Here is a 14,063-nt window from a genome sequence, read left to right on the forward strand (position 1 = left end):
GAAAACTAAAAATATGAAGACAACATTTATAAAAAGAATATGCTTCGGAGCGCTACTGGCTGCTATGGCATCATGCGATATCTTGGATGTGGATCCATTGGATACTTATACTGAAGAAGATGTGTTTTCGGATGTAAGTTTGTTGAAGTCATACGTACATCGGAATTATAATCTTCCACAAACAGGATGGGATCATACTGCTTTGCGGTATTCGTGTGATGAATCAATCAATAACTTTAATTGGAATAATTCTTATCAGGTACTTGAAGGGTCTGTCACTCCTGATCAGTTAGGAAACCTTGATATTTGGTCAGCTTACTATGAGAATATTAAGAATTGTAATATTTTCTTTGAACATATGGATTACGTGAATAAAGTAGATCAGCCAGAACGGAATTATTTGATTGGAGAAGCTACTTTCTTCCGTGCGTTTTATTATATGGAGTTAGTAAACCGTTATGGAGGAGTTCCCATGATAACCAAATCTTATCAATTGGATGATACGGATGAGGTGTTGAATATTAAGCGTGCAAGCTATACGGAATGTGTAGATTCCATTGTCGGTTGGTTTGATCGTGCGGCTACATACCTTCCGGAAAAATATGAGAATGATGCAGATTTTGGTCGCGTTACTAAAGTGGCTGCTTTAGCTCTGAAGAGTCGTATGTTACTTTATGCTGCCAGTCCATGGTGGAATGTTAAGACTTATGAAGAGGCTGCTAAGGCTGCTGAGGAGGTAATCAATTTATGTGGTGGTTTGGGAGTAAATAATTTGGATCCGGACTATCAAGGATTGTTCTTGAATCCGGAAAGTTCAGAGATTATATTTCAACGTCTTTATACCCAAGAATTTGGGCATTGGTTTGATGCTGAAAATAGCCCGAATGGTTGGCATGGTTACTCAGCTACTTGCGTGACTCAGGAAATGGTGGATAGTTATGAGAAAAGAGGTGGTATAATGCCTGATACGCAATGGTACGACGGTCAAACAACAACGACTGTTAATCCGTGGAAAGACCGAGATCCACGGTTTTATGCATCTATTGTATGTGATGGACAATCATTCCGAGATGGAGAAGCAGAGTTTTATGTCAATGAGGATGGGACAAGTGGTGGAAAAGACAGTGAATATGGTACTGACAACTGGAACTATTCGGAAACCCATTATACAATCCGTAAATTTATGGATGAGAATCTGGTTAATCTGTGGTCAGAAAAGGCATACCATCCATGGATATATTGCCGTTTAGCTGAAATTTATCTGAATTATGCAGAAGCAAAATACTTCTGTGGGGATGAAATAACGGCCCGCCAGTATGTAAATTTTGTGAGGGAAAGAGCTCGCAATATGACTGAAAATCCGACAAACATGTTACCTGATGTGACAGAAAGTGGAGAAGCCTTGTTGAAAAGAATTCAACAGGAACGTAAGGTAGAACTGGCTTTTGAGGAACACCGTTATTTTGATGTACGTCGTTGGAAGATAGCGGAAGATACGCAAGTGGGGCAGTTCCATGGCATCAAAATAACTAAAAAGGCTGATGGAACCAAGACGTATACGATAACGAATGTAGGTAATCCTCGTAAGTTTATAGCTCCAAATCATTATTTGGCTCCTATCCCGAATTATGAGCGTCGTAAGAATAGTGCATTGGAACAAAATCCTGGATATACTGATTTGTAAAGATTTAAATAGAAATCTGTTCCTAGATGAAAAATAAAGTTTAATTTAGGAACAGATTTCAGTTATTTGTAAACGCATAACTTAAAATCTGTAATAGATGAATTTACTTAACGCATTTTTAATTGGGGGATTTGCATTCATGACATCAAGTGTAGATGCTGGAGATACAACCCGTTGGCATATTGCTCCGGATAATCAGATTATTTGGTCAGTAAACGGAAATATTCCACATGAAGATCATATAGAAATGAGTGGAAAGACTGTTTCCGTGGTACTTCGTTATGGGGTCAATAGTAAAGGTGCCTTTTGTTTGAATAAAAGTATAGTGTGGCCAGGTCTGCGGACTATTCCTAATAATACACATGCCAGTTTGATGCGTCGTTATGACTGGAATCCGCTTGCCGGAGTTACGGTAAACGGACGTAGTCTGCAGTCTGATGAAAAAGTAAAAGAGCTGGGAATAAAGGGTAAGTTAAAGGTTAGTAGTGTTGTAAATCAGGGATATTATGGTGAATGGGAAATAGTGCGTGAGTATTTCCCCTCTACAGAATTTCCAGCTTTGATAGAATTGTATCAGGTGATAAACAAGGGAAAAAATCTGTTGGCTGTGGAAATACCGAAGAGTTGTTTTAGTGCTCAGACTGATTCTTCAAAAGGAGTAAAAGGAACTTATTTTATTGAAGGAAAATTGTGGCAGAATGGATATTTTACATTGCAGCCTGGAGATACTTTGAATTTTTCTGCGTCTATTTCCGCGCGGGATTCGGAAACATCTTGTCTTGTGCTTGATGCTTGTGAGGAGAGGAAGAAAAGGGATTCACAGGTTGACTTTTGGATGAATAACTTAGTTTTGGAAACTCCAGATTCTATAATAAATCAAATGTTTGCATTCTCAAAGATACGTGCTTGTGAAAGTATTTATGAAACTCAAGGAGGACCTATGCATGGTCCAGGAGGAGAATCATATTATGCTGCTATTTGGGCTAATGACCAAGCTGAATATATTAATCCCTATTTTCCTTATATTGGTTATGAGTATGGGAATATTTCAGCTTTGAATAGTTTCAAACATTTTGCACGTTTTATGAATGATGAATGGAAACCAATTCCCAGTTCAATTGTCGCTGAAGGATTGGATATTTGGGCTGGAGTGGGTGACCGTGGCGATGCTGCAATGATAGCTTATGGGGCTTCTCGTTATGCATTGGCTCGTGCTAACCGTGAAGAGGCAGAAGAATTATGGCCACTTATTTCTTGGTGTTTGGAATATTGTCATCGAAAATTAAATGAAGGGGGAGTTGTTGCTTCAGATACAGATGAACTGGAAAATCGTTTTCCTTCGGGGGATGCCAATCTTTGTACATCTTCACTTTATTATGATGCATTGATTTCAGCTGCCTATTTGGCAAAGGAGTTGGGGAAAGGAAGCAATGTGGCAAATACCTATAGAAAACAGGCTGCTATTTTACGTAAGAATATTGAGGTGTATTTTGGAAGTACGGTCGAAGGTTATTCAACTTATGCCTATTATAAGGGAAATGAGGTACTCCGTTCTTGGATTTGTATTCCTTTAACAATGGGAATTGACGAACGAAAAGAAGGTACAATTCAAGCACTGTTTTCTCCTCGGTTATGGACTGAGAATGGGTTGCTCACACAAGCAGGAAGTGAGACTTTTTGGGATCGATCTACACTTTATGCTTTACGAGGAGTATATGCTGCCGGTGAAACAGAAAAGGCAACAGAATATTTGCATCGCTATTCTAAAACCAGATTACTAGGAGAACATGTACCTTATGCCATAGAGGCGTGGCCTGAGGGGGAACAACGACATCTTTCTGCTGAAAGTGGCCTCTATGGACGTATCATAACTGAGGGCTTGTTTGGTATTCGTCCAGTTGGATTTAAATCATTTATGTTGACTCCTCGTCTTTCTAAGAAGTGGAATCAGATGGCATTGCGTCATGTACGTGCGTTTGGGGCAGACTTTGATTTGATTATTCAACGTCATGGCACAGGGAAACTACAAGTTATAATGACTACAAGTCATGGTAAGAAGAAAGTCTACGATATGAAAGAAGGGAAAACAATCACAATCAATTTGAATTAATATGATAAGACATTTATTGTTGTTGGGTACAATCGTTTTATTCTCGTCGGGGTGTGGTAATTCGGCTGGAAAATCCGTGGTGGAAAAGTTTCCTCAAGAGCAGACGGCTGTGTTTAGTTCTACAGATAAATATTTGGAAAACACATATAATTGGGCTCGTAAAATGGCTTTGTCGTATGCACACGATGGTACGGATCCTGTAGGCTATTGGTATGAAGCCGCTTTACCTCAGCGTGAAGCTTTTTGTATGCGCGATGTCTCTCATCAGTCGGTGGGAGCACAGATCTTGGGACTGGCTGTTCATAATAAAAATATGTTTAGAAAATTTGCTGAGAATATCAGTGAAAATAAGGATTGGTGTACGTACTGGGAAATTAATCGTTATGATAAGCCTGCACCGGCAGATTATACGAATGATAAAGAGTTTTGGTATAATTTGAATGCTAATTTTGATGTGATTCAGGCTTGTTGGAAAATGTATGAGTGGACAGGTGATAAAGACTACCTGACTGATTCTTGTTTTGTGAATTTTTACAATAAATCTTTGAATGAGTATATTTCCCGTTGGCAACTGCAACCTGAGAGTATTATGTCGAGGCCACGTTATATGAATCAGCCAAAGAATTTTGACTTGAATAATAACTTTCATACTTGCAGAGGGTTGGCTTCTTATGTGGAAAACTTCAGGGGATTGACTGTGGGAGTGGATTTGATAGCAGCGTTGTATGCGGGATTTGATGCTAGTTCCAAGATGGCTTTATTGTTAGGAAATAAGGGAAAAGCAGAAAAAGACAGACAGATGGCGCTTGAATATAGGAATATTTTGGAGAAGGAATGGTGGTGTGAAGACAGTGCTTATTATCAGACTTTCTGGACAGAAGACCATACTTTCTATCGTGGAGAAGGTGTGCCGTTTATTTTATGGTTTGGTGCAACGGAGGATGCAAATCGTATTCGGGCTTCTGTTAAAGATATTTTGAACAAGGAATGGAATGTGGAGAATATGTCTGCTTTTCCTGCATTGTTGTATCGTTTGGGATATTTTAAGGAAGCTTATACCTATCTGACTGAACTTCCACAGATGAATCGTTCGGAATACCCGGAGGTTTCGTATGGAATTATAGAAGGTATGATAAATGGAGTAATGGGGATTGTTCCTTCTGCTAGTGAACGAAAGATTTCTACTTGTTCTCGTTTGGCTGAGGATAGTTTGACGGCTGAGATTAGAAATCTTCCTGTTTTTGATGGGTATGTGACAGTAAAACATATAGGACGTGTGATAAGTGAGATTGAGAATCAAACATCACAGAATCTTGTATGGAAAGTAATGTTTCTTGGAAAGCATCCACAAATTAAAATAGATGGAAATACTTGTAAAGCTATGAATTTTCAGGATGCGAATGGAAACTCTTATTCGATGATTGAGGTAAGTTTGCCATCTGGAGAGAAGATGTCTGCACAGATATTGTAAAAGAAAAAGTAATATACTTTTGTAGATTGTGAAATTCAGAATCTATTTTACTATAAATCGGTTGTTGAAGAACTATGATTTTTCTTCAATAACCGATTTTTGTTTCGGTGAAATAGTAAGGGGTGAGAATAAAATTTTGTATTTTTGTTTTGAAAAATGAGCTTCTAGTTGTAAACTGCTAAGATATGAAGGTTGTAAGACTACTTTTTTTTATTGCATTACTAATTCCTGTTTTTCCATGTTGGGGAGCATTTAGGAATGTTACTCATTATACGATTAGTGATGGACTTTCAAATAACGCTGTTTATAGTATTGTACAGGATACTAAGGGGCGTATGTGGTTTGGAACGATTGACGGGCTTCATAGTTTTGATGGAAACCATATTCGTGTGTGGAGAGATAATCGTGTAGAATCTCTAGGAGCCTGTATTTATACTATATTGGAAGATAGCATGCGACTTTATGTTGGTAGTGAGCGAGGCTTGAGTGTCTTCGATTTATTGACGGAAAGTTTTTCTGATTTTCAGGTGCGTTCTGAATTTGGGGAGGGCATACATTCTTCAGTTTCTCATGTAATGCGCGATCATCACCATAATATTTGGATAAGTACTGCTGGACAAGGAGTCTTTCGCTATGATCTTCTTCATAAAACACTCCATCAATATATGGCAATTGGGAAGGTGAATTGTGATTTTGTATATTATATAATGGAGGATTCTTTTGGAACAGTATGGCTTGCTACCCGTGAAGGAGGAATCAGTCGTTATATGCCTTCTCAAGACATGTTTCAGCCAGTAGCTTCGGGAGATGTGAAGGATGCACGGGTATTGTTTGAAGATTCTGCTCATCGTCTTTGGGTAGGTAGTGGAAGCGATGGACTTTATTTGTTGGATAGGGAACAGGGGAGACTGATTCAGAAAATACCTCCTTTATCGTTCAATCATCCTTTTCAAGTAAGAAGAATTGTGGAATGGCAACGTAATCATTTGTTGCTTGCTTCGGATGAGGGACTGACGATATATAATATTCTGACAGGTGAAGTGAATGTGGTAAGAGCGGATAATAAACATCCAGAAGGATTGAATGATAATTATTTACATGAATTGTTTATTGACCGTGAGAATGCACTTTGGATTGGTACTTATTTTGGGGGGGTAAATTATGTATCCTCTCTGCAGGATAATTTCTTGCATTATTATAAAGATAATTCTCAGCTGGATGCAAGTATTATTAGTGTGTTCGCTCATGCTGATAAGGATAATTTATGGATAGGTACTGATGATGCTGGCTTTTTTTATTGGGACAGACATAAACAGATTTTTCGTGCTTATCAGCCTTTGAAAGGAAAATCTGGCCCTACTTATCATAACATTCATGCTTTATTGCAGGACGGTGATAAATTGTTTGTGGGGATGTATATGGGGGGATTGGATATTTTGGATTTACGTACGGGAGTATTTAAAAATTATAAATCGGATACATCTCCACATTCGCTTTATTCTTCTGAAATATATGCGCTTTATAAGGATTCTAGGCAAAAGATATGGGTTGGCACGACTTCTGGGTTGAATGTTTATAAGCCACAATCAGATGATTTTGAACGGATATATGAATTACATGGAGCCAGCATTTCGTATATCTTTGAGGATAGTCAACAGAATCTTTGGGTATGTTCTCTTAACCGAGGTGTTTATTGCTTGAATCATCGGACAGGGAAATGGATACATTATTTTCATCAAGTAAAAGATGAACGAGGTACGCTTCCTACAAATCAGATTATTACAGGTTGTCTGGATATGCAGGGGGAACTTTGGTTGGGGACAGACGGAGACGGCTTGCTTAGATATGACCGTAAGAAAGATTTATTTGTACGTGAAAATTTGCCTGCGCACATACGTGTGGTTTATAAAATCTTACCGGATAAAGATAAACTGTGGTTTACGACTAATAATGGTATGTTCTGTTATCAGTCTCAAACTTCTTCCTTAAAATTTTATAATAAGAAAGATGGTCTACAGGAGAACTTGTTTCTTCCCAATTCAGGCATACAATTATCCGATGGCACAATTATGGTGGGTGGAGTAAATGGTTTTAATGAGTTTCATCCGGATAAAATTCAGACCGATCTTCAAGTACCTACGGTGATTTTGACCGATTTCCAGATGTTTAATAAACCGGTGATTGTTGGTAGTAAGGATTCGCCGTTGAAAGTTTCCATTACTTATGCAGATCGTTTGATTTTGGATCATTCTCATTCCATGTTCAGTTTCTCGGTTGCTACATTGAGTTATATTAATACTTCTAAGAACAGGTATCGTTATCGTTTGAAGGGGTTTGAAAAGGATTGGACGGAAACAAGTAATGCACCACATGTAACTTATACAGATTTGCCTGCTGGAAGTTATGTTTTTCAGGTGAGTGCGTCTAATTCTGATGGAGTCTGGAATGAGAATGCCATTTCGTTTCCTATTAAAGTATTGCCCCCCTGGTGGGCTTCTTCTTATATGATTGCGGGTTATGTATTATTGGGATTGGCATGTTTGGTCTATTCCTATTATAGGATAAACAGAATACATCGTCGGCGTATGACGTTACTTACGATTAAAAAAGACCGTGAGATTTATCAGAGTAAAATAGAGTTCTTTACGAATGTCATGCATGAAATACGTACTCCATTGACATTAATACTGGCACCGTTAGAACATGTGATGAAAAGTTCGGGGACAGTAAAGGATGTTCTTCCGCAGTTGCAGGTAATAGAGCGGAATGCGGAACGTTTGCTGACGCTTGTTAATCAGTTGATGGATTTTCGTAAAGTTGAGTCGGGAGGAATGAATGTGATATTGGCGGAAACCAATGTCAAGACTTTATTGATGAATGTATATCAGCGTTTTCAGCTTTCGGCAGATATGAAACATATTAAGATTAGTTTGACAATGCCAGAGGAGCCTTGCTATGCTCGTATTGATCAGGAGGCATTTACAAAGGTAATCAGTAACTTATTGTCGAATGCATTGAAGTTTACTGATACTTATATTGGGGTTGATTTGTTGATTGTGAGTGATCGGAAATTGGAAGTGAGGGTGAGAGATAATGGCCGGGGGATTGATGTGAAAGAACAAGGAAAAATATTCTCTCCTTTCTATCAGGTTCCTGATAAGACCTCTTCTGAGCGAGTGGGGACTGGGGTAGGACTTTCATTGGTAAAGAAACTTGTAGATTTGATGCATGGCAGTCTTACCTTGGAAAGCGAGTTGGGGGCAGGCTCTACTTTTATTGTATGTTTTGACAGACTTGTACATAAAGGGGAGGAAGATTTAGAAAAGATTCCTTCCCAGGAGGTACGGGGTGAAGATAATGCGGATATGCCGGAAGGACAGTATCGTATTCTGATAGTAGATGATAATCAAGATTTGAGGGAATATTTACTTCAGTTACTTTCTGTGCATTATCAGGTATTTTATGCAGTGAATGGTAAAGATGCATGGGAGCAGATCTCACAGAATATGCCCGATTTGATAATCAGTGATGTGATGATGCCTGTGATGGATGGCATACAGCTTTGTCATCACGTGAAGTCTAATCTTTCAACCAGTCATATTCCAGTGGTTATGCTTACGGCAAAAGCATCCTCCGAGGATTATGTGGAAGGGCTTGAAAATGGTGCGGACGTGTATCTTGAGAAACCTTTTTCAGGTGACGTAATTAATGCGCAGATTGCAAGCATTTTCAGAAACAGGGAGAGGTTGAAAAAAGAGTTTAAGACGAAACCGATGGTAGCTTCTGTATCTATATCTAAACTAGATACTCTTTTGATTGATAAGATATCTAAAATTGTTGAGAAACGAATGACAGACTCGGACTTTACCGTGGATGTACTGGCCCAGGAGGTTGGAATTTCTCGGTCTGGTTTGTTTACAAAGATTAAAGCCATATCGGGAATGACTCCAAACGATTACATTCGCTTGATTCGTTTGAAGAAGGCGGCCTATTTATTGGCAGAAGAGGGGGTTTCTAGCAGTGAAGCATGTTTTCGGGTTGGATTTTCTTCCCCCTCCTATTTTGCCAAATGTTTTCAGGCACAATTTGGTATTGCTCCGGCAGAGTTCAGAAAAAAGGGGTGTAGGGATTGAAGATGGAATTCAGAACATGAACGCGATGGAGGCTCCGAAAGTAAAGTTATGCATCGGTGTCCGTTTGCTGTAGGAGCGTGCTTCGCGGTTTCCTTCTTCATCCACCCAGGTATTTTTCAGGTCATAGGTCAGCCGGGGAGAGGCAAAGTCATAGTCGCAATACAGGCGCAGGGCAGCATCCTCTTTGTAACGGTAGGTGAGGGAAATGCCCGTGCCCAGCTTGAACGTGGAACTTTTCCGGATGTGCAGAAACTCTTCATCCACAAACGTGCTGCGTAGCAGTTCGTGGGTGGTCAGGTCTTCCTGTTGGAGATAATATTCCACATCTTCCTTGTAGAACTGGTTGTAGGCTTCCTGGCTGACTTTTTGCCGGTCGAAGATATCAGGGTTGATGCGGGAGAGGGAATTCAGGGTAAAGTCGGCATTCAGTCGCCGGCCGACCAGCAGTTTGCCGCCCAGCTGGAAGTGGCGGTTCAAAGGGTATGAGAAATAGGCCCCTAAGTCGATGTCGCACATTCCCAGATGGTCCGATTCCAGTCCGTCGAGCAGGAACATGTTGACCGGAGCTCCTTCCTGCAAGTCGTTGTCCAGGTCGAAATGCCGTTTGTTCTCTTCCGGGATATCGGCTATCACCGGCAAGGTGGACACTTTCAGGCGGCCTCCCACTCCGAAGTAGGTATTGAAAAAATAAGCTCCTTCCACACTGACTACCGTGGCGGTCCCTGTCCGCAGGCGCATGCCCAGAGGGGAACCGTGTTCCTTGTCATATAATTCGGCAGTACGCAGGCTGGAGGGTCCCGTCGCAAATCCCATGTTGAAGCTCAAAAAGGAAGGTGCCTCATAACGGTTGTAGCTTGTATCATCTGGCCGTGTGTCCTTATGCTTGAAAATCAGGTCGGAAAAGAAATATCCCAGGTCGGTAGAAATCATACCGATACCGGCTCCCACCAGTACGTCGCCAATCCAGTGGCGGTTGTTCAGCTGTCGGGTCACTCCGGTCAGTCCGGCCAACGTATATCCGCCGATGCTATACCACGGACTGAGCATGCCATATTCCTTGTGCAGAATGGTGGCACACATAAAGGCGGTGGCGGTATGCCCCGAGGGAAATGAATTGTTTGAGGAATTGTCCGGACGTACTTCCTTGGTAGTATATTTCAAGGTATTCACAAATCCGGCCATGAGAGCCGCCGAAAATACATTGCTGACGGTCAGTTCTTTCCACGAGCTGCGTCCTTCCACCCCCGCCAGTTTCATTCCCCATGTGGCTGCCAGAGGGAGATATTGCGTATAGTTGTCGTATTTTTGGTGGAAGTTGGGTTCGAAACGGTTGCGCAGGGTGCGGAAATTCTTGTTTTCTCCTTTTACAATCAGCCCGGAAGCGATGAATGGAATACCCATGTATGAGAAGTTCCTGCGAAAATGGTCTTTCGCTTTGGGAACAGAGTATTTTCCTTCCGGTGAGATGGAAAGAAGAGAGTCCTTGGTCGGGTAGGCAGTGCCGTCCGGCAGGCGGGCGTGCAGGGACGAAACAATCAGAGGGAGGATGGAAAGAAATAACAAGACACGGATTTTCATTGCGGTTCAGAAATTAAAAAATACATAGTGGGAGACCGCAAAGATAGTGCTTTAGGAAGAGATACAGAAGAATGTCTGATGTACATGGGGGTTTGCTATTTTGTTGATAATCAGATTGTATTTTATTTTTCTCATGTACAAATCCGACGGTAGGTGGGAATTTCCTTCCGGAGGAAGCGAAATGCTGGAAGTACATAAAAAAAGGAGGCCGATTTATAGCCTCCTTTTTTATATCAATGGAATATCCGATTATTTGATGTTCGGGTTCAGTTTGTTCCATTCAGAGATAGCAGGAAGAACGCCCATAGCGATTACTTCGTCACGCAATTCGCACAGGTGAGCATAGCTCTTGTCCAAAGCAGCCTGTTCTTCAGCTGTACCGTTCAATGCAGCGCAGTGGCAACCGTCAGCTGTGATTGAAGTTTCCCAAGCCATCATGATGTGATCGTACTTATCGTTTGAGATATAAGTACCAGCCGGCCAACGGAAGGCTTTGCCACCCATAGCAGCGCCAATCATTTCGATAGAAACGTATGCCGGGCTCTGGAATGAAGAACGGCCACGCAAGTTGATGATGTTGGCACCACCTTTTGTTACTTTCTGCTGGATTTCAGCCCACTGTTCTTTAGTCAGAGCGTCAGTACCGATCATGTCGATCAACGGTTTGCCGTTTACTTTTGCAGTTGAAGCAAATACAGCCATCTGTTCGCCGTGGCCACCGTAAGTACGGCAGTTTTCAACAGCGTCCATAGATACGCCGAAGTGTTTAGCCAATTCGCTGCGCAGACGAGTAGAGTCGAGAGCGGCCAAGGTAGTAACCTGGCTCGGTTTCAAACCAGAGTACAACAAAGTAATCAAACCAGTGATATCAGCCGGGTTGAAGATTACCACGATGTGTTTTACATCCGGACAGTACTGTTTTACGTTCTTACCGAATTCTTCAGCGATGGCAGCGTTACCTTTCAACAGGTCTTCACGAGTCATACCAGCTTTACGGGCAGCACCACCTGAGTTTACGATATATTTAGCACCAGTCAGCGCTTCTTTGATATCTGAAGTGAAAGTGACATTCACACCTTCGAAACCGCAGTGGAACAATTCTTCAGCAACACCTTCCAAACCTGGAGCGTACGGGTCGTACAAACAGATGTTAGGAGTTAAGCCCATCATGATAGCAGTCTGAGCCATGTTAGAACCGATCATACCGGCAGCACCAACAATGGTAAGTTTTTCGTTTGTTACAAATTCCATAATTCTTATGTATTTAAGTTATGTATAAAAGTGTATAGTCTTTGTTTTTTCTTTCGATGCAAAGATAGGAAAGTTCTCATTGAAAAACGAATCTTTGTTCCGGGAAAAATGGGGGCGGAAGAAAGTATTTCCGGCAATTACGGAAAAATTTCACTATTTTTAGAAGTCGCACCCTGATTTTGCAAAGAGTAGGTTGCATTTTTGTCTTCGGGTGCATCTGCTCTGTCCTTTTCTTTTTTCTCTGGAGGTTTTATGGGGATTTTCAAGGTGTTTAATTCGAAACTATCCGGCAATTTCTCTGTCCCACACTGTGGGATACAAAAACCACACTGTGGGATACATATTTCACAGTGTGGAATATAAAAACCACACTGTGGGACAGAGAATATGAAAGGCCGGAAGAAATTAGGAATAAGGCGATTTGGAAGAATCGTTGGTCATTCTTTCAATTCTGCATTGGAAACTCATTGTGGTTTCTGAAATATTCCATATTTTTGCCCCAATGACCATGAAGAAGATGAATTTGAAACTGTATATATTATGGTGGATGCTGGCCGTATGCTGTATCTTTCCGCTGGAGGCACAGGAACAGGAGGAACCTGCCTTTCAAGAAGAAACGGATACAGCCGATGTGTATCTGCCGGCTGATTCCTTGTTTGCCCGTTTCCTGGAAAAGAAGCATATTCCGGTGACTTCATGTAACCGTATGACACTGCTGAAGAGTGGCCGCAGCAAGTTTGAGCATTTGTTTGAAGACATCAAGAAGGCCGAAAAATACATCCATCTGGAGTATTTTAATTTCCGGAGCGATTCCATTGCCAAGGAATTGTTCACCTTGCTGGCAGAGAAGGCAAAGGAAGGTGTGACGATAAAGGCACTCTTTGACGATTTCGGCAACCTGTCGAACAGCCGTCCGTTGCGGAAAGAACATTTGAAGATGCTGGCAGACAGAGGCATTGAAATGGCCCGTTTCAGTCCCATCCGTTTCCCTTATATCAACCATGTGTTTTGCCGTGACCATCAGAAGATTGTGGTCATCGACGGGAAAGTGGGCTATACGGGCGGAATGAACATTGCCGACTATTATATCAACGGACTGCCGGAAATCGGTCCGTGGCGCGACATGCATATCCGCATAGAAGGTCCAGCCGTGAAGTATCTGGAAGAAGCGTTTCTGGGGGTATGGAACAAGGAAACGCATGAAGAGCTGCAAGAAATGCCGGTGGTGCCGGACAGTTTTTGTGTGGGCTCCGGAAGGAGAGTCGCCATCGTGCAGCGTATTCCGAGGGTGTGTCCGGAAATCATGCGGGAGGCTTACATTGCTGCCTTGGATGCGGCGGAGCATAAGGTGCAGATAATCAATCCTTATTTTACGCCTACCCGTCAGGTGAGAAAGGCCATCAAGCGGGCGGCCAAGCGTGGGGTACGGGTGGAAATCATGATTCCCGGCAAATCGGACATTCCCTTTACGCCCGATGCAGGTTTTTATATTGCCAACAAGCTCCGTAAGGCCGGGGCGCATATTTATGTGTTCAACGGGGGATTCCATCATTCGAAAATCATGATGGTGGACGAGCGTTTCTGTACGGTGGGCAGCACCAACCTGAACAGCCGGAGCCTGCGCTATGATTATGAAATCAATGCGTTTATCCTGGACCTGCCTACTACGGCCGAACTGGGAGAGGTCTTCAGCAACGACAAGCTCAACAGTACGGTCATGACGCGTGAGGAGTACAAGAAACGCGGTGTGTGGCGACGCTTTGTCGGCTGGTTCGCACATTTGTTTACTCCGGTTATATAATAATAAGGGAGAATATACCCTGAAACTACGATTTT

Annotated in this window: 7 protein-coding genes; 5 read left to right on the top strand and 2 right to left on the bottom strand. The window is 41.8% G+C overall.

Features of this window, described 5'->3' with window-relative positions:
- Nucleotides 1–13: 13 nt before the first annotated feature.
- The 4 genes from OIM59_RS00985 (at nucleotide 14) to OIM59_RS01000 (ending at nucleotide 9,398) form a co-directional block, all read left to right on the top strand.
- The gene (locus OIM59_RS00985; RefSeq protein ID WP_299170199.1) at nucleotides 14–1,684 is read left to right on the top strand and encodes a RagB/SusD family nutrient uptake outer membrane protein; all 1,671 of its coding nucleotides are present in this window, start codon (nucleotides 14–16) and stop codon (nucleotides 1,682–1,684) included.
- Between the two features lie 97 nt (nucleotides 1,685–1,781).
- Nucleotides 1,782–3,794: a hypothetical protein gene (locus tag OIM59_RS00990; RefSeq protein ID WP_299170197.1), complete on the top strand. Its 2,013-nt coding sequence runs from the start codon at nucleotides 1,782–1,784 to the stop codon at nucleotides 3,792–3,794.
- Nucleotide 3,795: 1 nt separating this feature from the next.
- Nucleotides 3,796–5,265 (top strand): hypothetical protein, encoded by a 1,470-nt coding sequence (locus OIM59_RS00995; protein WP_299170195.1) that lies wholly within the window; start codon nucleotides 3,796–3,798, stop codon nucleotides 5,263–5,265.
- Nucleotides 5,266–5,450: 185 nt separating this feature from the next.
- Nucleotides 5,451–9,398, top strand: coding sequence for a two-component regulator propeller domain-containing protein (locus OIM59_RS01000; RefSeq protein WP_299170193.1), 3,948 nt, complete (start codon nucleotides 5,451–5,453; stop codon nucleotides 9,396–9,398).
- Between the two features lie 9 nt (nucleotides 9,399–9,407).
- On the opposite strand, the gene OIM59_RS01005 is transcribed toward OIM59_RS01000, so the two are convergent.
- Both OIM59_RS01005 and OIM59_RS01010 read right to left on the bottom strand, forming a co-directional pair.
- Nucleotides 9,408–10,976, bottom strand: coding sequence for a phosphatase PAP2 family protein (locus OIM59_RS01005; RefSeq protein ID WP_299170191.1), 1,569 nt, complete (start codon nucleotides 10,974–10,976; stop codon nucleotides 9,408–9,410).
- Nucleotides 10,977–11,225: 249 nt separating this feature from the next.
- The gene (locus OIM59_RS01010; protein WP_072541722.1) at nucleotides 11,226–12,227 is read right to left on the bottom strand and encodes a malate dehydrogenase; all 1,002 of its coding nucleotides are present in this window, start codon (nucleotides 12,225–12,227) and stop codon (nucleotides 11,226–11,228) included.
- Between the two features lie 508 nt (nucleotides 12,228–12,735).
- Here OIM59_RS01010 and cls point away from each other — a divergent pair.
- Nucleotides 12,736–14,028: a cardiolipin synthase gene (gene cls, locus OIM59_RS01015; protein WP_299170188.1), complete on the top strand. Its 1,293-nt coding sequence runs from the start codon at nucleotides 12,736–12,738 to the stop codon at nucleotides 14,026–14,028.
- Nucleotides 14,029–14,063 lie beyond the last annotated feature (35 nt).

The organism is Bacteroides mediterraneensis (assembly GCF_025993685.1).
Classification (GTDB): Bacteria; Bacteroidota; Bacteroidia; order Bacteroidales; family Bacteroidaceae; genus Phocaeicola; species Phocaeicola mediterraneensis_A.